Below are 26,127 nucleotides of genomic sequence, written 5' to 3'. Positions count from 1 at the left end.
AAGGCCCTTATGGTTATCCGCATAACATGTTATCTATATTTAGAGAAAATTAACAGAATTTGTTACGAATTGTTCGTAGCTTTAGTAAGTAAATTAAAGCTATAGCATTCCATGAAAGCGATATATTCCTTACCTACATTCATCTGTCTACTCTTTGCGTGGGCCCTGCCGCTTCATGCACAGAACGTGATCGACATTTTAGAAAAATCGAAATGGGCGCTTGACCAAAAAGAAGCAATAAACTACAATTACAGGCTGGAAATAAATTATACCTCGGAAAATTACAACTACACGCTGGAAGGGAATACCTATTTGGATTTTAGGACAAAGGACAATCCGCTGGGGCTGGCTTTCCAATTTTCCAATGCAAAGAGCAAGATTGTGTATAATGGATCCGAGTCTTTTGAGCTTAATCTACTTGACAAGACAAGTGCGTTAAAACGTCATCCCCAAAAGAGTGAGCTGGGGCATTTTACCTTTTTGAACTTGAGTCTGTTGACCTGGAAAAATGTGCTTCCCCTCATTATTGCTTCGGCCGATATCCAAAAGACTTTTGTGGACAGTCCGAATCCGATATGCTATGCGATACGAATCGGGGTGGGGCAGCGGGATATCGATAAATTAGGAAATGTGAATGCCCTAACCGCAAAAAGGAATATAAGCTATACCGTGCTGCTGGACAAAAAAAGCTACTTTCCCGTCGAAATTATTCAGGAAAATGATGTGTCCAAAGGCGATTATCTCAGAACACAGTTTAGTTATAAGGATTTAGCTGAAGTTCCGGTCGAACGCTCCTGGTATTTTTCCAGTTATTCCGGATATAAGATTAAAGATCCGAAAGTGCAGATATCGTTGATTAGGGGTGAAATTGCTCCAAAATGGCAATTACCGTTGGTTTTAGACTCCGGATCAATCAAGCTGGATTTTCTTCAGGGCAACTATGTACTACTTGAATTCTGGATAAAGAACTGCGGCTACTGTATTGAAGCGGTTCCGCTCTTGAATGAATTACAGCTGGGTTATGCGGACAAGGGGGTAAAGGTGATTGCTATAAATGCTGGCGATCGTGAAGCAGATATCCAAAGCTTCCTTCGTCGAAATAAACCTGTATACCCCAGTGTATGGGACCGTGATGGTAAAATAGGCGCACTTTATGGCGTCGGTGGATACCCACAAGCTTTTCTTTTGGATAAAGGAGGTCGACTGTTATTCCAGGGAGCTGTAAATTCTCCTGAAATGAAAACTATACTTGAGCAGTTGCCGCGGAACAGGTGATTTTGCTGTTTTATATTTTTCTGAAGCACAGCGCAATTAGAAAAAATCAGTGAATGGATGTGTTTTTTAATTTCGGCAGTATTTTTGCTGTATAGGGCTAGAAAACACCCCAAATAATATGTTGCATCAGGCCAAGATAATTTCTTGGCCTTTTGTATGTACTTGAATGTTTTTAGTTTACAAAGGCGATAACGGCTTCGATGTTGTCATTCCTTTTTGCTGAATACAAAATAGTAGGAATATGCACTTTAATAGCATGGCGATTAGGTCCCGATACGACTTTGATGTAAAAAACGCTTTATGTAATTATTGAATCACTTTATAAAATTATAACTGAATAAAACCTAAATTTGGACATTTTACCTTTCATCCTGGTTCAGTATTTTTCTTCATAGCGCTAATATATTGTCATCCTATCTTTATAAAATTGGATGAGGATTCTTTGATTGTTGCAGTAAATGAGTCGGTTACAGTCTTTATTTGAAAAGGTCGTTTTTATACTGCAGGTCGAAACTTTCATCTTTAACCAACCACCAATTCAGTATTGAGCCATGCTGTTACTATTTTGTTTCTAATATCGCAGCTGTTGAAAAATTGGAATTTACTCCTATTTTTATACCTTCAAATTTACAATCTATGTGAAACATTGATTCAGTTAGTTACCATCGGTTTATTGAGATGACTGGCTTTGGTTATGTGGAATGAGAAAAATAAGTGATGTAATAGCGAGTTTTTTCAGCCGATTGTACACATAGACTTACATTAATTTTACCTTAATGAAAACAGAGCATTTGCCAATTACACTCACGGAAGAGGGGGTATTTTACAAAGAAATAAGTGGGACCGAAGATTATAATAAGACAACAAAATGTACGTATTTTTTGATGGTGCTATTTTCTGAAGGAAGTGGTACGCATTATATTGATACAGCGGAATATCCGATCAGAGGGAGGCAGCTTCATTTTTTATTTCCAGGGCAGCATCACCACTGGACTACCGGCCCGGAGACGAGTGCGCAGAAAATTGTCGTGGGAAAGAAAGTATTTGAAACTTTCTCCAGTCTTAGTGAGATTTATTTCATTCGTCACAATTTGCATCCCGTCTTTAAACTCAGCACATCTTTATTTGAGGTGATATTTAATGAAATGAAAAGTATCCAACGTGATCTCTTGGCGTTGGAATCGGATGGAAAGTGGAACGAAATTGTCCGCTTGAGAATCGATATACTCGTTTCTTTGATAAAAAAGGAAGCTGGAGATTATTTAAAGGAAAATCTTCTTGGAAATTCAAATGTAATTATTGACTCTTTTTGGGATCTTGTGAATGTAAATTTCCTTACTCAAAAAAAAGTAAGTTGGTATGCTAAGCGATTGCATGTAACGGGTAATTATCTGAATATCCTTTGCCGAAGATATCTCCATATGACAGCTTCAAGCGTGGTTCAACTGCGAATAACACAAGAGGCTAAACAACTCTTAAAATTCTCAGGTAAAAGGATAAAGGAGATTGCATTTTATTTAGGGTTTGAATCGTTATCGGCATTTTCTACATTCTTTAAGAACAACAGTGGTTACTCGCCATCCGTTTATAAAGGGCAGTCATCTTAAAAGACCAAAAGTAGAAATCAAAAATAGGATATGCCAGGGAAGAGTTCATCGTGCATCGCAGGGCGAACCGCTGACGGATGGTACTCAATGGGCGAAGTTGATGTGCTATAAAGAGATTAATTTGTAACTATCTGTTTATATTGAACTATTTAAGTAGCTTATTGATATAGGGTTATGTTAAGATTATTTTGGCGTTATGTCAGTTTGGCAGATGCCTATTTCAACTCGCTGTTGGCTTTACAGGACTGCTTCGATTTCAGAAAGATGTGTTTCTTTAATAGGGTTGCCCTACATTTTCCAACGAAAGAATGCAGTGAACTCGTACTTTATCTTGGCAGATAGGCAAAAGGACGGGGCCTGTTGGTTTTTTGTATACTGAACACCTTAATTTAGCTTTTGATAAAGTGGATTAGGGTATTGTTTTCGTGGTTGGATGTCCAGGTCACGTTATTATTTGATAGGGATATACATATAGTTCCATTACAAAAAATATGAGCCGTACAGCAAATAATTTGCAGTGGTGTTATTTTATGTATATATTCTAATTGCTTATATACAGCGTATTGTGGTTTTTATATTGATTAAAGGTATAGGTGGTGTTTTGGTTAATAAGGACGACTAATGTATCTTTTGGAAATTGTTGCGTAGGATGAAACGATCAAATGATTGTGGAAAAAAATGCATAAATTAGGGGAACTAAACAAGCTGTTTTATGAACATGAACTTTATTCCAAAAGCTTTCTTTCTATTTGCGCTCTGTCTGATCCATGTAATCGGTCATGCGCAAGAAAGCAACAACAATAAGAAATTGTGGGCAAAATCAATTTTGAATCAACAAGCGCCAAAACTGGAGGTGGAACAATGGCTGACTGATGTGCCGGATACAAAGGGTAAATTTATCCTCATTGATTTTTGGGCCACCTGGTGTGGACCCTGCAGGAAAGTTATTTCCGAACTCAACGAGTGGCATAAGAAGTATGGTGATAAACTTGTGATCATTGGCCTTTCGGATGAAAAAGCAGCGGTCATTAAAAAGGCGAAGGAGATTAAAATTGATTATTTTTCAGCGATTGATACGAAAGCGAAGTTGAAGAAACAGCTCGAAGTTCAGGGAATACCACATTGCATTCTAGTGGATCCTGAGGGCATTGTGCGTTGGGAGGGTTTTCCTACGTTGGAGGGGCATGAGCTAACCGATGACGTCGTTTCTGGTCTCATCAGAAAGTATTCGCGGAAGCGTGGGAGATTCAAAGATAGCAGTCCCTATTTTCTGCGGCAGGAAGAAGTGATGTTGGCTGGATTGTAAAAGTCTTCAGCAACCCAGATCGATAAATTCTCCGATTTTTAGTCGGTACTTGGGTAAAAAATGAATAAAAAAAGTGTAACGGTTGCCCGTTACACTTCGCAAGAAGATAAATAGATTATCTACTTGTGTGTTTACTTAATTATGCGATACGTACGTTAACTGCATTAACGCCTTTTTTACCATTTTCTACATCAAATGTTACGCTGTCATTTTCGCGTACTTCGTTGATTAAACCAGATACGTGTACGAAAATGTCGTCTCCACCACCCGCAGGCGTGATAAAACCAAAACCTTTTGTTTGGTTGAAGAATTTAATAGTTCCTTCTTGCATTGTTTTATAAATTATATTAAAGTAATCTGTACTACACTATTGTGATAAATGAATATGAACAATAGTTAATCGATTTTTTGCAAGAAATGGGATCTGATTTTAATGATCTTGGATTGACTCAAGTCCAAAAAGGTCTTTACCTCCGTTTTGCTAACAAAAAAGCTTCTGAAAATGCGAAAACTGAGCGGTAAGTAAAACTTGACGATTTCAGATAAGCAAAGGCGGAGCCGATTATAATCCAAATTTAAGTATAAATTATTGATATATACAGTGTTTTAATTTTTTTATATAAAATAAATTCTTATCACGCTTAAAACTTGCGATATACGAGCGGGGTCTATCGCCCCGGCAAAGCTATACGCGATAGACAAAAGCATTGATATTCATGCCCGCACCAACAGATGCAAATAGAATAATATCGCCTTCGTGCAAGGATTGGTTGTCTATCTGACCGCGCGAAATAAGATCATAGAGCGTAGGAATGGTAGCCACACTACTATTTCCTAAGGTATGGATGGTCATCGGCATAATGTCGGGGGGCGGAACTGTATCGTATAGGGCATAGAATCTCATGAGAATGGCTTCGTCCATCTTCTCGTTGGCTTGGTGGATCAGTATTTTTTTGATTGCTGTGATATCGAGATCTGCTTTTTGGAGGCAGGCTTGCATGGCTAAGGGAACTTTGCTGAGGGCAAATTCATAGATTTTACGCCCTTTCATTTTGATATAGCGGATATCAGGATCCTGCTCTTGTTGATACGAGCTTCCGAAGTTGAGATATTCAGCTTCCTCAAGCGCATAAGTTGCGCTTTCATATGATAGGAGCCCTTGTTCTGTGGTGCTGCCTTCAACGACGACAGCACCGGCGCCATCCGCATAAATCATCGAATCCCTGTCAAAAGGATCTATAACACGGGAAAGCGTTTCTGCGCCAATGACCATACAGCGCTTTGCCATACCCGATTTAATGAAAGCGTTGGCCTGCAATACGCCTTCGTTCCAGCCGGGACAGCCAAACAGTAAATCATAAGCCACACATTTGGGATTACTGATCCCTAACTTTTTTTTCACTCTGCTCGCTAAACTTGGTACAGTATCCGATTGGATTTTGCCGGATGGCACATCGCCATAATTATGTGCAACAATAATATAATCCAAGGTTTCGGCATCAATGTCTGCGTTTTCAATGGCAAGTTGACCAGCTCGGAAAGCAAGGTCTGAAGCCACCTGGTCAGCGTCGGCGTAGCGACGTTCCTCAATGCCGGTGATTGCTTTAAATTTTTCTATGACAGAAGCCGGTTGCTTAAATGGCTGGCCATTTTCATCCAAAAAAAGATGATCGGCAAAATCTGCATTGGTTATTTTATGGGGTGGAATATAACTGCCAGAACCGATAATTCTAATATTCATCATTGTTTCTCCGTACGTATTGTGTTTAAATATATTTCGACGATCATCCCCTTATGCTATGCTGAATCCTTATGGTCGTATACATTCACATTTTTGGCGGCCTATTTCCTTCTCAGCTTTAATTTACTAAATATTATCGGGATAGCGTTAATTTTCTTTCTCACACCAGTCCAGCAGTGGTTTGTATAAGCCCTGAATATCTTTCGGGTTGTTGTCCTTATAAAGGCGAAACAATTCGGCGTTAAATTCATCTGCTTTGGGAAAACCTTTCTTATTGACCATCATATCATTGACGTTTTCAACTATCTGTCCAAAAAGATCGTGATCTTCTCCAAACTTGTCGTAACAATATAAAATGAAAAGTCCCCAGGTTAAATATTCATCGAATACTTTTACCGGAGTCGGATAATGAACCGTACTTTTGTTCGCTGAATCTACCCATACTTCCCTGTTATTGAAAATTGCATCAATCTGTTTTTTATTTTTTTCGCTCAATGGACCTACGTAGTTGTGGTCTATCTCTGTGAAAATGATGCGTGTATTGAAGGCTTTTTTGAATTTGGGGCTCCAGGATTCATCTTCGCGAAGGGTTGGTAAAAAAAGCAGAATTTCTTTGAAACCTTTGTACTTGAAGGTGTGGGTCGCATTCATTCCGGCAATCAGGGGGGAGGTCAATACACGGTAGCTATTGATTGTATAATCGAATTTATGTTCTAACCATTCTTTCTGCTCGGCAATGGAAGCATCCTCCTGATATGCTGTACGAAGACTGTCGTAATAGGCTTGATGCGCCTTGTAGAATGCCCGGTATCCACTCTGTCTGGCAAATTCTTCCAGATCGTTTTTGTAGCCGGGGATGGGATTTGATTTGACCTGATAATTTCCCACTCCTCTCGCTGGAAAAATATAGATGTTTGTAGGTACTAATTGATCGTTTTTAAATTTAAAGCCATATACATTGGCCGCTAAGAGGAAATAGTTGGTTAGATTCTCTCGCAGCTTCTGATCAAATTTCTTTACGATAGGCAAATTGGAAAATGGGGTAAAATGCGTTTTGACCTCCTCAAAATACGCTGTATTCTGCTTGGTCATGTTTGGGTTTTCCTTACCAAAGTCAGTTATTGCAAAGATAATATAAATGAGTTCCTGCGCCTCATTGATTTCAACAGTTGTCTTGCCATCGTTTTGGGCAATATAGGCTTTGCTAAAATCGACGTCTTTTTCCTGACACATGGCTCGGCTGGCCATTAAGCCAAAGCATATTAGAATAAAAAGGAGTTTTCTTTTCATCGTATCGTTAGTTCATATAATTATTGATAGGACATGTTGGTGATCGCATAATATTCTTGCAGTTAACGGTCATGCCTGAATGGGGATTTCACTATGAAATGAAATATTCCCGACTGCAATTATAGGGAGATTTCTGCTTGTTTTATAATAAAATTTGTACAATAAGGAATGAATTCGGCTAATTGATGAGGCTCTATATGATCAGTAGCGAAGAAATAGTTTGCCCGGTTATCAGCCATAAGGGGTTGGAGCTGTATCACACAGTGGTTACAAAAGTACAAGGTGATGGGCAAGCCGGTATGGGGGGCAGATTCGTACCTGCTTCGTACCTTATTCGGATGCGATACAGATATTGTACAGGTGCTGAACAGATATTGTCCAGACCCTGAACAGGAATTACCTGGTCGGAATTTGGTCAATAATGATCACCAGATTGTTGAGCTCCGAAGGTGGTCCGAACACAATACGAACACAACATGAAGACATTGGCGCTCGAGGTAAAAAAACACAGGCTAGCCTGGGCTAAAAAAGATGCACTCATCTGATGCACTTTTTGTGCGATAGAGGAATGCTTCTTTTTTTGTGTTAAATGGATATGCTGCAGGACTTCGCTGCGAAAAAGAATACAGCGAGCCATACAAGTCCTTTAGCCAGAAAGAAGAGAAATGCTCCAATTCCGGCACGCTTAAGCCATTTAGATTTATTGTCTTTTTGCTCCATTTATGGGATTAAACACGAACACTCCAATTTTAGTTCGCACTGGCAATAGGAGTGAATACTTCGCCAAAGTTATAAAAAGTTTGGTTTGCAATCTCTACTGCGCGATCATAAGTTGCCGGATCTTCGGAATATTTGTTCAATACTGTTGTAAAACCAGTCCACATGTCACGGCTATTTTCGCCATAACCTTCGAAGAAAGAAGTTCCTTTGGTAACGCCATATTTATTGAGCATCTGCACGATATACGGGCCGCCCATGATTGAACCTTCCAAAACATATAATGATGCAAGTGCTTCCTGTACATTGGCTACCGCTGGAGCGTTTGCTTCTGGAAGGTTGTCTACATTACCACCCAAAGCTTCTATATCGCTTTTAATGTACGATGAATTACGGCGTTCAGCCAAATCTGGCAATACTTCTGCGGTTACAAAAGGAGCGATGCGATCTTCTACAGCACGGAAATAAGCATAGAAGCCTTTCAATACTTCTGCGTAATCTGCTTCTGAACGAATATTTTTCAATTGGCGCACGATCGTTCCTTCTACGTTTTGGTGAGCTGCGTGCGTTTGCTCTTTGATATGTTGACTTAACATGTTCTTGTTTTTATTTATAACGATTCTATACAAAGATTCGTATTTATTTCTACAAATGTATGCTGTTTTCTGCTTTATCATCTATGAAAAGTGGTTTAAATTTAAATAGGAGTATAACAAAATCCAGCTTCAATAAGTTGCTCACTTTAACCTAAAGTTTGTTTTTAGCAGCAAATTTTCGTCTACTGGCGTCGGGAAATAAGACGCGGATGAAACTGCTTTGATCCGTAGGTTTCCTCCAATATCTTTTAATGCTGCTGCAAGCCAGGCTTCCTTTGGGTCTCCGGGATGGCGGGAGCTTTCGACCGGAGCTAAAGGCAGGTCTACAGGTATGCCATCAAAATAATCCGACCATCCATCAGCATTCCGGATGAGAAATGAAGCCAGGTATACATCGAAATCTCCTATGTGGACTGAAAAAAAACCTACGGGTTTACCAAACGTCTGCTGACCAATAAGGCGTATCGGAATATAAGGTCTGAAGCTGCTGATCAGTAATTCACTTGCCGAAGCCGTGCGTTCTGATACAATGCATGACAGCTGCTGTAAAGAATTGAAATGTCCCTTTTTGATAAAGTAATGCGTATTGGCTTTTTCACTATAATCCACATCGGCGAGGGTGGCAGGGCGTCCTTTGTATTGGACCACTTTGCCACTTGCATCCAGATAGGGTTGGTTGAGGAGTAGTTTTGCTTTGCCTTGCTGTACAGTCGGATGAAATTGTTCGCTGAACATAACTTTTTTATCCAGTTTGGCTGGGCTAATGAGGTTGACTAAATATTCTGCGGTCTCCACATAACCACCACCGTTATGACGTAGATCGAGGATTAAGTGAGTAACTTGCTGCTGTGCGAGTTCGGCCGCAAGTTGATCCAATTCGGCCTGTACTGTATTGAGCTGCGGAAAGGAGGGAATGTAAACATAAGCAATCCGTTTGTTTCCCGCAGACCAGTAGGACAGGTGTGTAGCATACCTGTAGGGTGTTTCTATGCTGGCCATGTGACCGCTACTTTTCTTGTCGTTACGACGACGCTCCAAATATGAATATTTGGGTTTATTGGGGATGGTCGACCACTCATAAGGCTTTTCTTTTATGCGCATGGCGTATTGGCTGAGGGCAAAAAGTTCACGTTCATAGGCCGTTTGCTCGGGTTCTATTTGGGCATATTTTGTCCGCGGATCAAAGGTGGTATACGAAGGGAGAGCTTCCTGCCAGCGGTAGAGCTGTTTGGCATACAGGTAGATTGAGTCGAGCGTCAATTCTTTTTTTGTTCCTGTTTTTGGACTAATAAATTCATCGGGCAGCGTTGTTGTCTTACTGCCGTTCTGACAAGCTGTTATAGCAGTTATTGTAACTAATAGACCAACTATTGGGCGGATTCGACTCATGATTTGATGCGCATTGTGTTCCTTATGTCTGTAGTAGCTTCGCTACAAAATGGGTAATTATCTGAAATTTAATACTTTTTTACTTTTTTATTTCATATAAAAGCCTAATTTTGTGCCAATTTATTTAATTTTTGATGCCTCCGCTACTGTGGAGTACTCAAAATGTCCCAAAGGTATCCCCTTTGGGATTTTTTATTTTAGGGCAATACAGGTCGCTCTGTTTTGCTTGGCACATTGGATAAACTCTCCAAAAAAGCCAAGATATTTTCCTGTTCTTTACTACTTAATCGGACATTTTGGATATGTGGCGATAAGGTGCCATTGACCTGTTGTCCTGTCTTTTGGGGCATCCCTTGACTCAGTAGGTTGATCAGTTCACTTAAGCTTGCAATACTACCATTGTGTAGGTAAGGGGCAGTATGGACCACATTGCGCAGACCCGGCGTGCGAAATTTACCTTTGTCTGTTTCCAGTCCTGTCGCCTCAAAGCGACCATTGTCCAAGGCACCTTTGCTGGTAACAGCATAACCCAGATTATGAAAATCGAGATCAGTAAAGAAGGCACCATTATGGCAGTTGATGCATTTTCCTTTGGTCCGAAACAGATGGAGACCTTCGAGCTGTGCATCGTTTAATGCCTGGTAATCTCCTTTGATAAAACGGTCAAAGGCGGTTTCGCCGCTGCTAATTGATCTTGAATACGCTGCTATGGCATCCAGTAATCCTTCGACGCTCATCGTCTGGCTCGAATAAGCCGCCTCATATAAACGAAGATAGCCAGGTATAGCTTGCAGCTTAGCGGGTAAAGCAGTCGTATTTCCGCCCATTTCGATGGGGGAGTTGATGGCTTCGGCAATCTGCTCTCGATAAGTCATTGCGCGGCCGTCGTGGAAGAGTTTGCCTTCCAGGTACCAGACATTTTCTAGGGAAGGTGTATTGCGGTGATGCAGTGCGATCCCATCTGCCGTTGTTTTTTGGTCGATCCAGTAGGTGTCCGGATTATGACATGAAGCGCAAGTCTTCATGCCATTACCGGTGCGGGGGTCGAAAAATAAGGCTTTGCCAAGTGCTATTAGCTCGGCCTTATCTTTCGATGGGTTTTCAGGTAAAGCGGCCAGTTCACGTACCTTGATATTGCTGTACCAAGCAGCAGCTGGCCATTGCGTTACCGATTTACTATATTGTTGGCGTAAGGTTTCTTCAGGTTGAGGGACAATCGTCGGCTCTTCTGGTATAGACTTACTTTTGCTGCAGCTGTATACAATGATAGCTGCTAATGCGATTATGATAAACTGCTTTGTTTGATTAGCGACAAACACGATTAAAATGAGTTGGTAAGGCGTATTAGTTTAGCGTGATATAATAAGTATCCTCTAATAATACTTTTCCTGATTTGTCTACCATTTTTAGCTTGTTGATTCCACTACCCGCTACGTTGGACGGTATAGGGATGGTGACCGTCATTGCGTTCACATCAAATACCGCATTGTTTATAGTATATTCTTTATTCAGATTGTCCACCGCGATGAAATGGTCAAAATCGCTTTTAAAATAACGCTCGTAAAGGACTTTACTTTGCAAAGGAGCCACAAAGTTTTCTCCTTTTTTAACGCTATATAACAGATTACTCTTTATTAATAGATTGAGGATGCTAGGTAAGACAGCCTCAAATGAATCGCTTACGATGGAATAACGGCCTGACACCAATTTGACCTTATAGCCAGTACCTGCTTTGAAGTCATCTGGAGCAGCAAAAGTAACAGCAAAATTAGTGGGTACTATATTTTTGCTAAACGAAAGTAATGTTTCTTTTCCATCTTTATCTATTAAATAGCCTTTAGTTTGTGTCTCGTTGGGTATAATGTTTTCTCCAATAAAAGTAAAAGTATTCGGATCAGTGATATAGTATTGACCAGACGATAAACTGTTAAATGTAGCTTGTACTATGGGCTGATTGTATTGGAAGGTCAATGTATAGTTTTTGCTGGATCCGTCCTGTGCCCGAACAGTATAGGTGATGGGTTTTTCGGATTGGAGTTTTATCGGTGTACCCGATGCAGGCGTAATAGTCGCTAATTCCGAAACTTTAATCGTAGGTGTAATGTTTTCGGGTTGCTCCACTAAGGGTGGCCAATATAAGATAATCTGGTCATTCACAATGCTGGCTGACAAGATTTTGCCATCAGCATCCTGAATGCTAAAAGATTCAATGTCATTGTAGGGTAGGCTTGGGTATTCCGTTTTACAGGACCAGCATGTTAGTGCTAGCATAAAAATCGCTAGAAATTGAAGGATATGTATTTGTTTTTTCAAAAATGAGTGTTGCATAATTTTTTTGGTTAAAAAAATCGTTATGCGGATGTTGATTAGGCTAAAAAGATCCGCAACCCATCCACCAGGTTGCGGAATCTTTCATTCATTAAATAGGAAGGACTATAATGCCTTAACTTCGATATTGGTATCTGCTTTTACTTGTAATTGACCTGCCACTACTTGTTGGCCAACATTTGTAAAATTAATTAACTTAACAGCATACGAAGCTCCGGAAGAATTTCCGACCAACACTGTCAAAGGTTGGATTGCTTGGTTTGCATGGCTATCTAAATCATATTCATACCATTCGCCACTACCCTGTGATGATACTGAAGTCGCTGTTGCCCAATCTGATGCTGTAACGGAAGCGATGTCTTTTGCTACCGTTCTGATCGAATAAGATCCATTAGCCTTGATCGAACCATTTACATGGCTAAAGAATGCAACTTGACCAGAGCTACTTAAGCTTTGTGCACCTGTAGCAAGGTCGACATATACTGCAGGCCAAGTTGCTGCAGCTGCTGGGCTCCACCATTGACCTACAACAGTGTAGTTACTATTTGCTTTAGCTTGGTTCAGCGCCAAAGGAGCTGTTGCTGATTCTGTTGTTGGGGCTGCTGCCCATACTGCTGCCGATAGCACAGTCACGGCCATCGCTGATTTTAAGATAGTTTTGATGTTTGAGTTCATGTTGAGATCTCCTCTTGTTTAATTTATTTAATTTTGATGCCACCATGGCATACTGTGGATGCTTGTTTATGATTCCGTTATTGTACTTGGAGACAACTGTGTCTTTACAACATCGGCCCAGTCTTTAAATTGGAATTTGAGCTGCAAATTATCAAAGGTTCCGATTGGCAGAGTCGCTGGTAATGAAACTGTCATTTCGGTACGGTTATAAGATTTGATTGTCAATGGATAATCTTTTCCATTGAGTGTCATGATAACGGCCGTAGGATCTAGAATAACCTTATCTAGGCCAGCTTTTATGGTCCAATCCTTGTTTTTTGCGAGATTTAGACCCAATAAGCTAAGAATTACATCCGGTTGGCGATACGTAATTTTGAGCGGATTGGCTAGTGTAATGGTGTGGTTGATGTTGGTCACCTCCACATCATAGGTGCCTGCTTTAATATCGGACGGAATACGGTTTTCTCGTTCAGTTCCCGTATAACTTAATTGATAACCAACATTTCCTGATACTTTCAAGCTATTGGGCGTAGCCATCTTATAGCGTTCTTTGGTCTCTTGATTAATCAATGCGATACTGACCAATGCGGGATTGGTATGCATGAAAGTCCCATTTATCGCTGGAAATGCACCTCCAGGCCCTTTTGTAAGTGAAATGGAAGATGTCGATGCAAAAGTCGCTTCAAAAGATGGCGTACTTTGTAGCTCAATCTTTAAGCTATAGGTTCTTGTGGTGCCTGTAGCGGACTTCACGGTATACGTCTGTTTTTTTTCATCTGTTTTAACGGGCAAAATTTCTTCTGTTAAACTGGCTCCGTTAGCAACTTTAATAGTCGGATCGATGACGAGCAAGCCATAATAATAAGGGAGATATACCGTAATGGTATTGGCCTCATTGTCTATTGCTCCATAAATGACATCGTCATTGGGGAGGTTGGTGACCTTGTATTCGAGTATCTTATCTGCAGGAAGTAAGGCTAATTCTTCCGTTTTGGTGCAGCGGGTTAGCAGCAATCCTAAAAAAAGGAAGCTTAAAATGCTGTATAATCTTTTCATGTTAGTTTAGTGTCTAAATCAGAATGCGTAGCTTATAGTATTTAGTTAGCAATCACAAATTTGCTACTACCAGCTTTGGCAAGTACATATTGGAATGTAAAGAATGGTGTTGGTGAATCTTTAAACCAATCTTTTGGATCCAAAAGGTCTTTGTAGATACTTTGTATCTTGATCTTGGCATAATTCCCCTGGGCTGTACGGACGATCAGTGTATTGCTTTCAATTGGATAGCAAACGTGTTTTTTGTTTTCCGCTCCACCACCTTTGATTACGCCATCAAAATCATATAAATACCAACCTAGACCTTCACCAAATGCTCCTGAATCATCTGTACCATAGGCTTTTTCACCTTTGCGAAACTCGGAGTCTGAGGGGATATCGATTACATCTTCAAATTTTTTCTTCACAATGAGTATACCACCTTTCCCTGGGCCACCTTTACCAAATCCGTTTGCTGTATTATTGCAATTGATAAAACTGCGGTATATTTCTGAACAGGAGATATCCCATCGTGCGGTTAGTTTATAATCCGGTGTCACAGCTTTGTTCTGTTCCAGACTGTAATATATTGGTGATTGCGCCGTGGTTGGTGCACTTCCAGCAGGTAAGTCTTCGCCAAAATTCTTAACCGTAATCAAGCGGTTGAACATAGCTTCTGGTGCAACAGGATCTGGTTCAGGCTCTACTGCTGTGGGCTCGCTTTTGCTACAAGACCCCAACACAATTAAAAATGCCAATACCGGTATGAATTTTAATAGGTTGCTGCTTTTCTTTATTTTCATTGTTGCTCGTTTTTTTGTGTTAGTTGATACCTTGTCCCTTTTCTATACATGTAGTAGGGTGTTAGTATGTTATTTTTATTTAAATTGATTCTAAATAATAGTAAAGATAAAATCTTTTGCTGATAAAGTATGTATGAAAATTGGTATTTAATATATTTTTTTCGGTTTTTGATTTTTGGTTAACAAAAGCAGCTGGAATTTTAACCAGCTGCTATCTTGATACTATTTAAATTCTTGGTAATCGATGGAGTAGAAATAATAATTTCCGGGAGCCACATCTCGTTCAGGCTTCTCGTTTTCATAAATGTTATTCATTCTGATTTTGTAGAATGGCTTGTTATCCTTTAATACGATGATTGTTCGATTTGCAACAGCCACAATTTGGTGGTTAGGTTTTCCCGTATAATCAGCCCAACCTATTACATTGGGAGCGAAACTGGTTTGAAGGCCCAATAAGTTATCTTTAGCAACCAGAAATTGATCTGTAGATTTTACTTCGTCAAATGGTTTTTCAATGTATGATAATGTATATCCTTTAATAGCGTTTGTGATAAAATCAACATTTGTAGGTTGCGCATTAATTGAAACAATAAAATCACTCGCATTTAAGCCATCGTTCTCCTTAAAATCAAAATAATAGGTTTGCGCTGCAGTTGTTGTCGCTTTTCCATCTTCACCGATAGTAAATTGTTTGAAGTTACGTAGTGAATAGGTATTGCCTGTACGCTTGATTGTTCCTTGTGTATTGATCGTTTTGGAAACCTTTGTTAAATCAACAGTTTCACCGTCTTTGACCATAACCTTAGCTTGGTATTCCGGCTCGACTTGCTCCACCTTATCATCATCCTTGCTACAAGAAGTAAAACCTAAACTCAATGCACATAGTAGTGCTGCTGTTGTAAATAATCTATTCATCTTTAATTTAATTGTGTAATTTTTCCTTATTATAATGTGTTTGTATTTAAATCTTTACTGCCATCCTGCTGTACATAATATTTAAATGTATAGTATGGGGCAGGCCAATTGAGGTTGGTTACCGCCGCTGGATTTCCCTTATAGGCATTGATCAGTTGCAATTTGGCATATTTGCCATCGGGTAAGCGAATCGCATAGGTGCGATTGGGGAGCGCCTGCATAATATGGGTGCTCAAACTATAGCGAAACCAGCCATCCGAACCATCGGTTGCTGCCCAGCCAATTTTGTTTACTTCACTTTTATTAAACTCTTCATCCGAAGGAGCTACAGTGACACTCTGATAGGCTTGTCGCAGTAAAACCACAGCGGTATTATTTGCCTGGCCGCCATAACCCGGATTGTATTCATGCTGGGCATTGTTCAGATAGATCTCCGAATTGTAAGGACCTGTAAAGGCAATATCCCAATCTTTTGTTTTAAGCCACTGCGCAGAATCGGCTTTGGTTTTAACCCAGATTTGCTTTTGGTCTTTAAAACGAAAAAGAAATATAAAAAATGGTCTTTGCTCTTTTCCTTCAGTACCTTCGCCCATGGCTGCATCGGTATCGCCAGCAAGATCTTTGATCAGAGTACTTTTGCCATCTTCCAATCCGATAGTATAATCTTTGTCTTTCCCGCAGGATACGACTGTCAATAGCAATAGTGCTGAAAAAATACAACGGCCAATCTTGTGAAAGGAAAGCCAGATGCTACATTCTCCTATAATCATGCGAATCGTTCTCATCTTTTATCTTGTACTTGGTATGCTAAATTCGTGTTCATTAGTGCTTATTATTCTTTTATCCAACGGTAGCTGACACCACCCATAATAACCCGTCCAGGCTGCCCGAGTAGATAACGGCTTGTAAAATTGAATAAGTTGTCACCGATCAGGCGGAGGGTCAATCTCCTGTTCATCAGTCTCTTTTCTACTGTCATATTCACCAATGTGTGATAGGGAATAAAAATGTCGTATTTGTCAATAAACTGGTTGCCATTGTATTCCTGAAAAGGTGTGGCACTTCTGAAATTGACCCGCGCATTGACATTAACGCCCCAGGGTTTATATTCATATTGGGCTTTTGCGTTGAACATGTGTCTCGAACGGTCTTCAATACCCCAATAATCCGATTTTTTACTCTGGCGATATTCGCCTGTAGCGGGATCGTTGATCTGGTTATAGGGATAACTGCCCTTGGCAATACTATCCAATACACTCAGGTCTTTGGCAATCAGGTATTGATAGCCCATCGACAATTGCAGATCTTTGGTCGCCTGATAGGTCAATGAAACTTCAAAACCTTTATTCATCGCTTTGGGCAGGTTGCGGTAGCTATAGATCTGTGCGACTTTGGTTCCGTTACCTACACTAACTGTGTTGATCTGATTGTTGATCCGATGGTAGAAGACAGAGAAATCGGCCTGTAATCTCTTGGTCGGGTTCCAGGTCAGTCCAAGATTATTTGAAATGCTGGTTTCGGCTTTAAGGTTGCCCGCCACCAAATTGAGCATATAGCTGTTTTTATAACTGAGTTCTCCGGCTTGATCCATGGCTGCAATTACATCGGCTACGCGTTCCGAACCGACCACAAGATAATTGGCTGCTGGATTGAAGAAGACCTGATAGCGCATTTTATAGTCGGGGGCTTTGAATCCTGCACCAACACCGCCTTTGATAAGTAGTGTGGCGCTGACGTGGTATTGTAGACCCAGACTTGGACTCAAGTGGCCATTGTAGACGTTGGTCTGATCGTAGCGTAAGCCCAGCGTCGTCAATAAGCGGTCTACAGGTTTCCATTCGGTCTGTAAATAGGCGAATGCGCTGTTCAAAGAGCGTTTGGCATCCAGATCTTGGTTGTCCATCCGTTCAAGGCTACCACCTATACCGCCAGTAAGTTTAACCTGTTGTGCAGGGCTATACGCAAACTGCTGTTCAATGCGGTGTACATTCTGACCAAATTGCTCGGCGCTGGCAACAATACCTTGTTGCAACCATTGTGCGGCAATCTGGGAGTGGAAACGCGAGAAATAGTAACGCGTCATACTACGCAGTCCAGACGCAAAATTATGGTCGTAACTTGCCGAGAGATTGATGTCCTGATCTTTTTGTTTATCCTGCAGTGTGGCCGATTCAGACCAGGCATTGATCATTTCAGATTCCCGGGCTGCATAACGCCCTGTCACGCCCAAAGTGCCATTTTTGCTTGTACGATAACGCAGTCGGCCCTGGAAACTATAGTTGGTATAAGGCGGAAAAGTGGTGCTCTTGGAATCCAGGTATTGCTTGTCGGTATTAAAACCATCCGTGCGGTAGTAATTGCCCGAAAATACTGCGCTGCCGCGCTGATTAGCAAAAGGTGTCTCAGCTTCCAAAGTGGCATCGACGGTATTGAGACTGCCATAGAGGAGGGAAGCCTGTGCCTGTGGTGTGATAGCACCATGGCGTGTAATGATATTGATTGCACCACCTAATGCGTCACTGCCGTATAAGCAGGAGGAAGCTCCCTTGATGATCTCGATACGCTCAATATTGGTCACCGAAACACGGGACAGGTCAAAGTTGCCACTGTTGCGCCCCAGCATAGGTTGCCCGTCTACCAGGACCATCACGTAGTTGCTGCTGAATCCCTGGATCTGCACACCGACGGCTCTGGAGCCTCCGGCGATATCGTTAACAATGGCGATACCCGTCTGTTCTTTTAAAACTTCATCTAGCCGACGGCTGCCCATAAGCTCGATCTCGCGCTTGGTGATTACTTTAACGGGCATGGCTGCATTTTCGGCCTTAACGAGATTGTCTACAGCCTGCACTTTACCCTGCACATCAACTACATCCATCTGCCGTTCTTCAGCTTTTAACACAATGGTCAATTGCTGATTTTTGTCTTCCAAATCGATAATTTGACGGTACTGTTGATAACCCATGGCCTGTACCTGTAATTCGTAGCGCCCCGCATAGAGCTGGGAGAATTGAAATCTCCCAGCAGTATCTGTTTTAAAAGCATATTTATCTGGATAAAGATAGATAGTCGCATTGGCGACGCCTTTATTGGATTCGTTTTTCAATACACCGGAGATTTTCCATTTTTCCTGTGCTTGCACAGTGTAGATCTGGCAGGCGCAAAGGGCGATCAGGGTGCTTGTTCGAATAGGTGAGCTGCTTTTAAACACTATTTTTATTTTTAATAATTCTAAATAATGTTACAAAAAAAGGTAATCCTGTTGGATTTTTCTCTATGCAAAATGTCATAAATTCTATTTAATCCGTTTTTTATGGACTGAAAAGTAGTTTGGATTTAGTTATATGTTGCTGTTTATTAATGGTTTGTCAGGCTTTTTATGTTGAGGTATGCTGTTCTAAAAGAAATAATATAATTTGTATTTAGACTGATTATTGATTTGTTTTGTACTCAAGTTGAACGGCGAGAGGTAAAACCATTCCTGGTGATCCGCTATCGCCATAGTGGAGATAAAGAATTACAATGAGTAGATTTTATGTTATTATACTGTGTTTTTTGATGCAAATCGGTGGATGGGCAATGGCACAGCAGAGAATCATTACGTTAAACAGTTCGTTGACCGAAACGATCTATGGACTGGGAATAGGTGAGCACATGGTCGCTACCGATGTGACAAGTATATCGCCCAAAGCAGCGGCGGCCTTGCCGAGGGTAAGCAAGAACCGTTCGGTATCGGCCGAAGGTTTATTATCTTTTAAGCCAAGCATCGTTATTGCGAATGAAGGCGATGTATCCAAATCGGTCATTCAGCAGATTCGTGCGGCTGGTGTGAAATTTGTCTCCATTAAACCAAACTATTCTGTTCCGGGTGCACTTCGTTACATCCAGGAGGTCGCAGACGCCGTCGGTGAATCTGCTGCCGGTAAAAATCTGGTTTCGCGAACAAAATTAAGCCTGGATCATACCATGGAATTGGTGAAAAAGGAAAATCAGGGTAAAGCGGCACCCAAAGTATTGTTTTTATATGCCCGTGGTACGGGTACCATGAGTGTAGCGGGTAAAGGCAGTAGTCTGGATGCGATGATTAATCTGGCTGGTGGTAAAAACGCGGTTCAGGAATTTTCGGATTTCAAACCCTATACAACGGAAGCGCTGGTGCAGGCCAATCCAGATATTGTGTTGCTATTTGATTTTGGCGCAAGTAGTCTTGGCGGTGAGGATGCTATCCTCAAATTGCCGGGGATGCGTATTACGAATGCGGGTAAAAACGAACGTATCTTGGTGATGAATGCCTCGCTGCTGGTCAATTTCAGTAATCGGCTGCCAGACGCAATCTTAGCATTGCACCGTGGATTTGGAAAAGTGATGGATTCAAAATAAAGCCGGTGCAAAAGAAACAGAAATTTATCCTATTGACTTTGGGCCTGGTATTGGTTGTTGTCAGTATTGTTGCCTTGGGGATGGGGGCTTACCATATTCCACCCGCTGATATCTTAAGGATGTTGACGCAAAAATTGCACTTCGGAAGTGCGGGAGGTGTGCATAATATGCACGAAGATGTTCTTTTTGAGATTCGTATGCCGCGTCTTTTGCTCGGACTTTTGGTGGGTGCAGCATTGGGTATATCGGGTGCTGCGATCCAGGGTATATTCCGCAACCCCTTAGCGGAGCCCGGATTGATCGGGATTTCATCTGGAGCTTCTCTTTTTGCGGTACTGATCATTGCCTTTGAGACTTTTCTCTTTACCTCTTTGGCTGCTTGGATTGGCTATTATATATTGGCTTTTGGCGCTTTTGTGGGCGCTGGTTTGACCGCTTTTTTGGTTTACCGTATTGCCAGTAAAAATGGCCGCCCTAATGTGACGACGATGTTGTTGGCAGGTATTGCCATCAATGCCTTTGCGGGTGCGCTGACAGGTTTGATGACCTATATGTCTACAGAGCAACAGTTACGTACGATCACTTTTTGGATGCTGGGTAGTCTTGGTGGGGCTACTTGGGATAACTTAAGGGCTTTGGCGCCATTTATTTTGATCCCGGTGCTGATCTTACCCTTTTTTGGAAAGTCGCTGAATGCCTTTTCCCTCGGGGAGTTGCAGGCAGATCTTTTGGGTATGCGTACCGATCGCGTCAAACGCTGGGTGGTTGTTTTATCCACACTTGCTGTGGGAGCATCCGTTGCGGTATCGGGGATCATTGGTTTTGTGGGATTGATTGTTCCGCATACCGTTCGTCTGATGGGCGGGGCGGATCACCGATTTGTACTTCCTGGTTCATTGTTATTGGGGGCGTTGGTGCTGACGTTGGCAGATGTGATTGCCCGGGTTGCTGTTGCACCCATTGAATTGCCCATCGGCGTCATTACAGCTTTATTGGGTACACCGGTATTTTTGTATATTTTAATCAAAGATAAATAGTCTTTTGGCAGAGGCTTTAAAAATAATTGCATTATGCTACGTGTAGAGAAGATCAACTACGAAGTAAACGGACGAAAGCTCCTGAAGGATATTACCTTTCAGGTACGTAAAGGTGAAATCCTGGCAATCCTCGGAGCCAATGGCGCTGGTAAATCGACGCTGATGGGGGTGCTTTGTGGTGAAAAGAAGCCGGATTCGGGTGCTGTTCATCTCAATGGCAAGGCGCTATCGACATACGAACCTGCGGCTTTGGCCAAATGTAGGGCTTTACTGAGTCAACAGCAGCAGATGACATTGAGCTTTAACGTAGAAGAGATCGTGCTGATGGGGCGGTATCCGCATTATAGGAATACGCCCAAACAACAGGACTATAAAATCGTGGCCGAAACCATGGAACTTTGTGGAGTATCTGCCTTTGCTGAACGGGATTTTTTGAGTCTTTCCGGCGGTGAACAGCAGCGTGTTCATCTGGCACGTATCCTGGCGCAGATATGGGATAACCCAGATGCACTGTTGTTATTGGACGAACCTATTTCTGCATTGGATCTGCATTATCAGCAGAAAGTACTGGCCATTGCACGGGCACTTGCCCGAAAAGGATTTATGGTGGTGCTGATTGTGCATGACGTCAATTTTGCTGCCATGTATGCCGATCGAATTCTGATGCTCAAAAATGGCCGCAAGCTCTTTCATGGTACCCCGGTGGAAGTGTTGGCCCAAAAGGAGATCTATACGATCTTTTCGGTCGAGTCCAGTGTCATTATGAATCCAAGAACATTGAAACCTTATGTTCAGTTGGAGGAAATGGATATTGACTTGGATTAATCCTGTTATTTAGAAAGATTATAAATAATTTTAAAATACCATCTTATTTCGTTAATTTTAACTGCTTCAGGCTTATTTAGGATTTGTAATCATGTTGGTGAAAAGTAAAATAGTAGAGTTGGCAGATTGGCTTTTTGAAGAAGAAATTCCGGATGGCTATGTTCCCGACAAACCTTTGGTCGAAAATAGGATATCCATATCCAAAGATCCGGTCCATATGGAGAATTTTCAGCTATCGACTTCAGGATTGTTTATCTTGCATTCGAAAATGCAGTTTGATCGGCCAGTGCAGGTTCTTACGGAGATCGAGGGCGAGACCATAACCAGCCAGTTTATTTTCTTTAAGCCGACGGATAGCAAATTGCCTTACGGCATGAGCCGGCATAATATACGCTACATTCCCTCGGTCAAATCCATCCATGAAGTGGAACCCGGTATTGAGTATACTTATTTTATAGCTGTTATTTCCAAAGAGTATTACCTCAATCTGATCAAACGCGATTCGTTATTGCATCAGCAATTTGTGCATGAGATCGAAAAAGGCGAATACGTTTCCTTCTCAGAAGAAGATCTGATGGCGACCTATGAGATGCAGCATACCATAACCGAGCTGATTGAATCCAAAAAAAAGGGCGAAATCCGCAGGCTTCATACCGAGTCGCGTGTTGTTGAGCTGCTGATGTATCAGTTTGAGCAATATAATGAAAAAACGGAAAGCAATGATTCGCTCTTTCATGAGGAGGATGTGCAAAGGTTGGAGATGGCACGGCAGATTCTTGAACAGCGTATTGCCAATCCGCCGACGCAAAAAGAACTGGCCGCGGAGGTGTTGACCAGTGAAAGCAAATTGCGTAAGGACTTTAAGGAATATTTTTCAGTGACCATTCACGACTACCTTACACGGGTGCGCATGGAAAAAGCCAAAAGTTATCTGCTCGAAGATAAAATGACTGTCTATGAGGTGGCCTTGTTGACGGGCTATGGTCACCAGAATAATTTTAGCAGTGCTTTTAAAAAATATTACGGAATCTCTCCCGGGGAGCTCAAGATGTAATATAAACTGCTGCTTGGATTAGTTTCTTCTGATCGGGAAGATATGATCGTCCGAAATAGCATAACTTTGATATAGGGAAGACAGGTCTTTGCTGTCCAATCCCGTAAAAGTACTAAAAGCGGGAAGGATAATCTGATGAGTAGATACCAGAAAACAGGGTAGGCGAACCTTCCGTTTCGGTGGAATAACCAGGCTGATACCCGGATGGATATGTCCACTAATCCGAAATGAAGAGGAATCTGCTGCATCAGCGGGGTGGTGTTTAAATTGGATCTGTTGCATTTCGAAAACTTCTTTATGATGCTCTATACCGAAGCGAATGCCCATTTGTTGCGATAGGCGGTCGTGATTGCCTTTGACAAGATGAAGGTGGAGCTCAGGGTGGCGTTGTCTGAATGATTCCAGTAAAAGTACTTCCTGATTAATGCCGGCATGAATGAGATCGCCGACAACGATGACTTGCTTAGCTTGATAGTACGCTATTAGGGATTCTAATCGAGTAAGGTCCGTTATGGCAGTATCCGTCGGGATAGCAATGCCATGCTTTCTGAAATGTGCCGCTTTGCCCAGATGTAGGTCAGATAAGATTAACGTTTTTTGGTCTTTCCAGTATATAGAGCGTTGTGTGTTAAGGGTTAATTCCTGTTTATTGAATGTAATTGTTCGTTCTCCGATTTTCATTTTCTGCGCTTCTTTTTTTGAGCATTGGTCTTTTCCATGCGTTGAATCCGTTCAATCAAGGCTTCGCTCGACAGGGATTGCCGGAGGCTATCCACTTTTATCGGAAAGCTCAATGGCGTATACTCTTCGACAAAGGTATAACGTATTTTGCTCTGATTGATCCTTTCGAATGCATTTATTAACCGATGTTCTTCCAGTTGCTGGTTGAACACTTCGGTAAAAGCCTGTTTGAGCAAAAGGTTAGTGGGATCGTGTTCCATCAGTACGCGGAAAATAATCCCTGATGAGGCCTGTAATGATTTGTTGTTTTGCTGGGTGCCCGGATAGTTCTGCACAACCAGTCCCGAGATGACAGCGATATCCCTAAATTTGCGGCTGGCCATTTCTGCAGAGTTAATACTACTGATCACATCTTCCATCAGATTGCTGCGGCTCAGTACCTGTTCGAGCTGCATTTGACTGAGCTGAATTTCCTTATCGGAATAGAGTTCGAAGCCATAGTCGTTCATGGCCATGGAAAAGCTGATGGGGTACAACTTGCTGATGCGGTAGGCGACAAGCGCTGCCATGACTTCATGGATCAATCGGCCTTCCAAGGGGTAGAAAAATAGATGATGGCCTTCCCTGGTTTTGATATGTTCGACGAGGAATTCCGCTTCACTTGGCACGGCTGAAAGTTCAGCCTGTTTTTCGATCAGTGGCGCCAGGAAATGAAGCTCTTTTTCACTGGAAGGAGCGCTGGCTGCTGCAGCCAATTTTTTTCTCAGGAAATGGCTCAAATTGGACGATAAGGGAAGTCTGCCACCGAGCCAGCTTGGAGTAATGGCTTTACCCGACGAATTTCTTACGAATACCGTCATTTCCTTGACCATCGCTACTTCGAGTATCCGCCCCGCAAGGATAAAGCGTTCACCTTTTTTTAGTTTGCTAATAAAATATTCTTCGATCATGCCGATGTAACCACCGGAGAGAAACTTCACGCGCATCATGGCATCACCGACAATGGCACCTATATTGAGTCTGTGAAGTAGTGCAAGACGACGGTTTTTGATGATCCATTTGCCATCTTCATCTTGGATAACCTTGTGAAATTCTTCGTAGCGTTTTCCAATTTTTCCACCCGCGGTAATAAAATACATACACCATTGCCATTCTTCCGTTTCCATGTAGTGAAAGGCATGGGTATTGGCGACGATTGCATGCAGTTCTTCCGAACGAAATCCACCGCCCAAGGCGATGGTTACCATGAATTGAACGAGCACATCGAAGGTCTGAACCATGGGATCCCGGTTTTCGATCGTCTGCGTTTTTACGGCCTCCTTCAAGGCGGCGACCTCGATGAGCTCCAGGGAATGTGTGGGGACGAAATAGATCGTGGAAGTTTCAAATGGGCTATGTCCACTTCTTCCAGCGCGTTGCATAAATCGAGCTACACCTTTACTGGAACCAACTTGTATGACTGTATCTACAGGTTTGAAATCTACCCCTAAGTCCAAGGAGGAGGTTGACACGACCGCTTTAAGTTTGCCGCTGCTGAGATTGTCTTCGATCCATTCGCGGATATGGGCGTCAATGGAGCTGTGATGCAAGGCTATTTGTCCAGCAAAATCGGGGTGAGCCTGCAGCAGCAATTGGTACCACATCTCACTTTGGCTCCGTGTGTTGGTAAAGAGGATCGTACTTTTACTGGCAAGTATAATCGGGACGACCTGATCTACGAGGTTGCCGCCGAGATGCCCTGCCCAGGGAAGCAGTTCCACTGTGCTGGGGAATATCGGTTTGATGGCAATTTTCTTTTTCTCCTTGGCAACAATCTGGATACGTTTTGCAGCTTGTGGAAGCAAAACTTCCATCGCTTCTTCAAGGTTTCCGATGGTGGCTGTGATACCCCAAACGCGTAGGTTTTTTATATATGCTTTCAGAAAGGAAAGTGCCAGTTCGACCATTACGCCGCGTTTGTTGCCCATGAGCTCGTGCCACTCGTCAACCGTCACACATCGGAGATTTTTAAAATATTTATCGCGTTGTTTTTGAGCAAGCAGTAAGTGCAGGCTTTCTGGAGTAACGAGTAAAACGTCAGGCATGGAGCGGGTTTGCTGCGCTTTGATCTTGGGATCGGTGTCACCATTACGCACCTGTACGATCCAGTCGAGTCCAATTTCATCTATTGCTGTTTGCATGGCCCGCGCCAGATCTTTGGCCAAAGAGCGTAGGGGCGTAATCCAAAGGAGCTTTAGCCCCTTTTGATAGTGTTCCGGATGATTGAGGAAGTCCATCAGTACGGCCATAAAAAGGGAGAAAGTCTTCCCAAACCCTGTAGGCGCGATGACCAGCCCGCTATATCCTTGCGCATATTTTTCCCAGGCCTTGGTCTGGAAGCTAAAAGGGGCGTTTCCCTGCGATTTAAAATAATCACTGATTATTCGAAAGCCGTCACTATATGCTATTTTTTCGTTCAATGTGTATGAAGCTA

24 protein-coding genes are annotated in these 26,127 nt (G+C 42.1%); 8 read left to right on the top strand and 16 right to left on the bottom strand.

From position 1 onward, the window contains the following. Positions 1 to 111: 111 nt before the first annotated feature. The 3 genes from B3P16_RS19850 to B3P16_RS19840 all read left to right on the top strand — a co-directional run bounded on the left by B3P16_RS19850 (position 112) and on the right by B3P16_RS19840 (position 4,188). Complete coding sequence (locus tag B3P16_RS19850; RefSeq protein ID WP_286843995.1) at positions 112 to 1,275, top strand: TlpA family protein disulfide reductase; 1,164 nt, start codon at positions 112 to 114, stop codon at positions 1,273 to 1,275. 776 nt (positions 1,276 to 2,051) lie between these two features. Beyond that, positions 2,052 to 2,882: an AraC family transcriptional regulator gene (locus B3P16_RS19845; RefSeq protein ID WP_286843993.1), complete on the top strand. Its 831-nt coding sequence runs from the start codon at positions 2,052 to 2,054 to the stop codon at positions 2,880 to 2,882. A gap of 712 nt (positions 2,883 to 3,594) precedes the next feature. Then, entirely contained in the window at positions 3,595 to 4,188 is a 594-nt protein-coding gene (locus B3P16_RS19840) for a TlpA family protein disulfide reductase (RefSeq protein ID WP_286843991.1), read from the top strand. A gap of 139 nt (positions 4,189 to 4,327) precedes the next feature. Here B3P16_RS19840 and B3P16_RS19835 read toward each other — a convergent pair whose 3' ends face one another. The 3 genes from B3P16_RS19835 to B3P16_RS19825 form a co-directional block, all read right to left on the bottom strand. Beyond that, the gene (locus tag B3P16_RS19835; RefSeq protein ID WP_070566486.1) at positions 4,328 to 4,519 is read right to left on the bottom strand and encodes a cold-shock protein; all 192 of its coding nucleotides are present in this window, start codon (positions 4,517 to 4,519) and stop codon (positions 4,328 to 4,330) included. Between the two features lie 354 nt (positions 4,520 to 4,873). Beyond that, the gene (locus B3P16_RS19830) at positions 4,874 to 5,932 is read right to left on the bottom strand and encodes a 3-oxoacyl-ACP synthase III family protein (RefSeq protein ID WP_286754671.1); all 1,059 of its coding nucleotides are present in this window, start codon (positions 5,930 to 5,932) and stop codon (positions 4,874 to 4,876) included. 144 nt (positions 5,933 to 6,076) lie between these two features. After that, positions 6,077 to 7,219, bottom strand: coding sequence for a DUF4932 domain-containing protein (locus B3P16_RS19825; protein WP_286843990.1), 1,143 nt, complete (start codon positions 7,217 to 7,219; stop codon positions 6,077 to 6,079). Positions 7,220 to 7,504: 285 nt separating this feature from the next. On the opposite strand from B3P16_RS19825, the gene B3P16_RS19820 reads away from it, so the two are divergent. Then, complete coding sequence (locus B3P16_RS19820; protein WP_286843989.1) at positions 7,505 to 7,699, top strand: hypothetical protein; 195 nt, start codon at positions 7,505 to 7,507, stop codon at positions 7,697 to 7,699. A gap of 105 nt (positions 7,700 to 7,804) precedes the next feature. Here the strand turns inward: B3P16_RS19820 and B3P16_RS19815 are convergent, their stop codons facing one another. The 11 genes from B3P16_RS19815 to B3P16_RS19765 form a co-directional block, all read right to left on the bottom strand. Beyond that, positions 7,805 to 7,939 carry a hypothetical protein gene (locus B3P16_RS19815; RefSeq protein ID WP_257786987.1) on the bottom strand — a complete coding sequence of 45 codons (135 nt, stop codon included), beginning with the start codon at positions 7,937 to 7,939 and terminating at the stop codon, positions 7,805 to 7,807. Between the two features lie 29 nt (positions 7,940 to 7,968). Further along, the gene (locus B3P16_RS19810; RefSeq protein WP_286843988.1) at positions 7,969 to 8,532 is read right to left on the bottom strand and encodes a biliverdin-producing heme oxygenase; all 564 of its coding nucleotides are present in this window, start codon (positions 8,530 to 8,532) and stop codon (positions 7,969 to 7,971) included. A 141-nt stretch (positions 8,533 to 8,673) separates the two neighbouring features. After that, positions 8,674 to 9,921 (bottom strand): S41 family peptidase, encoded by a 1,248-nt coding sequence (locus B3P16_RS19805; RefSeq protein WP_286843987.1) that lies wholly within the window; start codon positions 9,919 to 9,921, stop codon positions 8,674 to 8,676. Between the two features lie 197 nt (positions 9,922 to 10,118). Beyond that, complete coding sequence (locus B3P16_RS19800) at positions 10,119 to 11,240, bottom strand: cytochrome-c peroxidase (RefSeq protein WP_286843986.1); 1,122 nt, start codon at positions 11,238 to 11,240, stop codon at positions 10,119 to 10,121. Between the two features lie 25 nt (positions 11,241 to 11,265). Then, positions 11,266 to 12,192, bottom strand: coding sequence for a hypothetical protein (locus tag B3P16_RS19795; protein ID WP_286843984.1), 927 nt, complete (start codon positions 12,190 to 12,192; stop codon positions 11,266 to 11,268). 162 nt (positions 12,193 to 12,354) lie between these two features. After that, the gene (locus B3P16_RS19790) at positions 12,355 to 12,924 is read right to left on the bottom strand and encodes a hypothetical protein (RefSeq protein ID WP_182332226.1); all 570 of its coding nucleotides are present in this window, start codon (positions 12,922 to 12,924) and stop codon (positions 12,355 to 12,357) included. A 66-nt stretch (positions 12,925 to 12,990) separates the two neighbouring features. Then, positions 12,991 to 13,980 (bottom strand): hypothetical protein, encoded by a 990-nt coding sequence (locus B3P16_RS19785; RefSeq protein WP_286843982.1) that lies wholly within the window; start codon positions 13,978 to 13,980, stop codon positions 12,991 to 12,993. Positions 13,981 to 14,021: 41 nt separating this feature from the next. Further along, positions 14,022 to 14,762, bottom strand: a complete 741-nt coding sequence (locus tag B3P16_RS19780) for an HmuY family protein (protein ID WP_286843980.1) — start codon at positions 14,760 to 14,762, stop codon at positions 14,022 to 14,024. 222 nt (positions 14,763 to 14,984) lie between these two features. After that, positions 14,985 to 15,677: a hypothetical protein gene (locus tag B3P16_RS19775; RefSeq protein ID WP_286843978.1), complete on the bottom strand. Its 693-nt coding sequence runs from the start codon at positions 15,675 to 15,677 to the stop codon at positions 14,985 to 14,987. A 29-nt stretch (positions 15,678 to 15,706) separates the two neighbouring features. After that, on the bottom strand, positions 15,707 to 16,462 hold the full coding sequence (locus B3P16_RS19770) for an HmuY family protein (protein ID WP_286843977.1): 756 nt from the start codon (positions 16,460 to 16,462) through the stop codon (positions 15,707 to 15,709). 47 nt (positions 16,463 to 16,509) lie between these two features. After that, positions 16,510 to 18,888 (bottom strand): TonB-dependent receptor, encoded by a 2,379-nt coding sequence (locus B3P16_RS19765; RefSeq protein ID WP_286843976.1) that lies wholly within the window; start codon positions 18,886 to 18,888, stop codon positions 16,510 to 16,512. Positions 18,889 to 19,199: 311 nt separating this feature from the next. Here B3P16_RS19765 and B3P16_RS19760 point away from each other — a divergent pair, with 311 nt between their 5' ends. The 4 genes from B3P16_RS19760 (at position 19,200) to B3P16_RS19745 (ending at position 22,973) form a co-directional block, all read left to right on the top strand. Next, positions 19,200 to 20,057 (top strand): heme/hemin ABC transporter substrate-binding protein, encoded by an 858-nt coding sequence (locus B3P16_RS19760; RefSeq protein ID WP_286754686.1) that lies wholly within the window; start codon positions 19,200 to 19,202, stop codon positions 20,055 to 20,057. A gap of 5 nt (positions 20,058 to 20,062) precedes the next feature. Then, positions 20,063 to 21,094 (top strand): FecCD family ABC transporter permease, encoded by a 1,032-nt coding sequence (locus tag B3P16_RS19755; RefSeq protein WP_286754687.1) that lies wholly within the window; start codon positions 20,063 to 20,065, stop codon positions 21,092 to 21,094. 33 nt (positions 21,095 to 21,127) lie between these two features. After that, positions 21,128 to 21,919 (top strand): heme ABC transporter ATP-binding protein, encoded by a 792-nt coding sequence (locus B3P16_RS19750; protein WP_286754688.1) that lies wholly within the window; start codon positions 21,128 to 21,130, stop codon positions 21,917 to 21,919. Between the two features lie 91 nt (positions 21,920 to 22,010). Continuing rightward, the gene (locus tag B3P16_RS19745) at positions 22,011 to 22,973 is read left to right on the top strand and encodes a helix-turn-helix transcriptional regulator (protein ID WP_115048478.1); all 963 of its coding nucleotides are present in this window, start codon (positions 22,011 to 22,013) and stop codon (positions 22,971 to 22,973) included. 18 nt (positions 22,974 to 22,991) lie between these two features. Here B3P16_RS19745 and pdeM read toward each other — a convergent pair whose 3' ends face one another. Continuing rightward, positions 22,992 to 23,654, bottom strand: coding sequence for a ligase-associated DNA damage response endonuclease PdeM (pdeM, locus tag B3P16_RS19740; protein ID WP_286754689.1), 663 nt, complete (start codon positions 23,652 to 23,654; stop codon positions 22,992 to 22,994). Beyond that, complete coding sequence (locus B3P16_RS19735; RefSeq protein WP_286754690.1) at positions 23,651 to 26,113, bottom strand: ligase-associated DNA damage response DEXH box helicase; 2,463 nt, start codon at positions 26,111 to 26,113, stop codon at positions 23,651 to 23,653. Before B3P16_RS19735 ends, pdeM begins: the two co-directional genes overlap by 4 nt. Between the last annotated feature and the right edge of the window lie 14 nt (positions 26,114 to 26,127).

It is taken from the genome of Sphingobacterium sp. UBA7631 (assembly GCF_002483935.1).
Lineage (GTDB): Bacteria > Bacteroidota > Bacteroidia > Sphingobacteriales > Sphingobacteriaceae > Sphingobacterium > Sphingobacterium multivorum.
This window is presented reverse-complemented; position numbering and strand designations above follow the sequence as displayed.

What these genes read in the sequence shown, in the direction of transcription:
- B3P16_RS19850 (WP_286843995.1), top strand. Translation starts at nt 112, where the DNA reads ATGAAAGCGATATATTCCTTACCTACATTCATCTGTCTACTCTTTGCG.
- B3P16_RS19845 (WP_286843993.1), top strand. Translation starts at nt 2,052, where the DNA reads ATGAAAACAGAGCATTTGCCAATTACACTCACGGAAGAGGGGGTATTT.
- B3P16_RS19840 (WP_286843991.1), top strand. Translation starts at nt 3,595, where the DNA reads ATGAACATGAACTTTATTCCAAAAGCTTTCTTTCTATTTGCGCTCTGT.
- B3P16_RS19835 (WP_070566486.1), bottom strand. Translation starts at nt 4,519, where the DNA reads ATGCAAGAAGGAACTATTAAATTCTTCAACCAAACAAAAGGTTTTGGT.
- B3P16_RS19830 (WP_286754671.1), bottom strand. Translation starts at nt 5,932, where the DNA reads ATGATGAATATTAGAATTATCGGTTCTGGCAGTTATATTCCACCCCAT.
- B3P16_RS19825 (WP_286843990.1), bottom strand. Translation starts at nt 7,219, where the DNA reads ATGAAAAGAAAACTCCTTTTTATTCTAATATGCTTTGGCTTAATGGCC.
- B3P16_RS19820 (WP_286843989.1), top strand. Translation starts at nt 7,505, where the DNA reads ATGGGCAAGCCGGTATGGGGGGCAGATTCGTACCTGCTTCGTACCTTA.
- B3P16_RS19815 (WP_257786987.1), bottom strand. Translation starts at nt 7,939, where the DNA reads ATGGAGCAAAAAGACAATAAATCTAAATGGCTTAAGCGTGCCGGAATT.
- B3P16_RS19810 (WP_286843988.1), bottom strand. Translation starts at nt 8,532, where the DNA reads ATGTTAAGTCAACATATCAAAGAGCAAACGCACGCAGCTCACCAAAAC.
- B3P16_RS19805 (WP_286843987.1), bottom strand. Translation starts at nt 9,921, where the DNA reads ATGAGTCGAATCCGCCCAATAGTTGGTCTATTAGTTACAATAACTGCT.
- B3P16_RS19795 (WP_286843984.1), bottom strand. Translation starts at nt 12,192, where the DNA reads ATGCTAGCACTAACATGCTGGTCCTGTAAAACGGAATACCCAAGCCTA.
- B3P16_RS19790 (WP_182332226.1), bottom strand. Translation starts at nt 12,924, where the DNA reads ATGAACTCAAACATCAAAACTATCTTAAAATCAGCGATGGCCGTGACT.
- B3P16_RS19785 (WP_286843982.1), bottom strand. Translation starts at nt 13,980, where the DNA reads ATGAAAAGATTATACAGCATTTTAAGCTTCCTTTTTTTAGGATTGCTG.
- B3P16_RS19780 (WP_286843980.1), bottom strand. Translation starts at nt 14,762, where the DNA reads ATGAAAATAAAGAAAAGCAGCAACCTATTAAAATTCATACCGGTATTG.
- B3P16_RS19775 (WP_286843978.1), bottom strand. Translation starts at nt 15,677, where the DNA reads ATGAATAGATTATTTACAACAGCAGCACTACTATGTGCATTGAGTTTA.
- B3P16_RS19770 (WP_286843977.1), bottom strand. Translation starts at nt 16,462, where the DNA reads ATGAGAACGATTCGCATGATTATAGGAGAATGTAGCATCTGGCTTTCC.
- B3P16_RS19760 (WP_286754686.1), top strand. Translation starts at nt 19,200, where the DNA reads ATGAGTAGATTTTATGTTATTATACTGTGTTTTTTGATGCAAATCGGT.
- B3P16_RS19750 (WP_286754688.1), top strand. Translation starts at nt 21,128, where the DNA reads ATGCTACGTGTAGAGAAGATCAACTACGAAGTAAACGGACGAAAGCTC.
- B3P16_RS19745 (WP_115048478.1), top strand. Translation starts at nt 22,011, where the DNA reads ATGTTGGTGAAAAGTAAAATAGTAGAGTTGGCAGATTGGCTTTTTGAA.
- pdeM (WP_286754689.1), bottom strand. Translation starts at nt 23,654, where the DNA reads ATGAAAATCGGAGAACGAACAATTACATTCAATAAACAGGAATTAACC.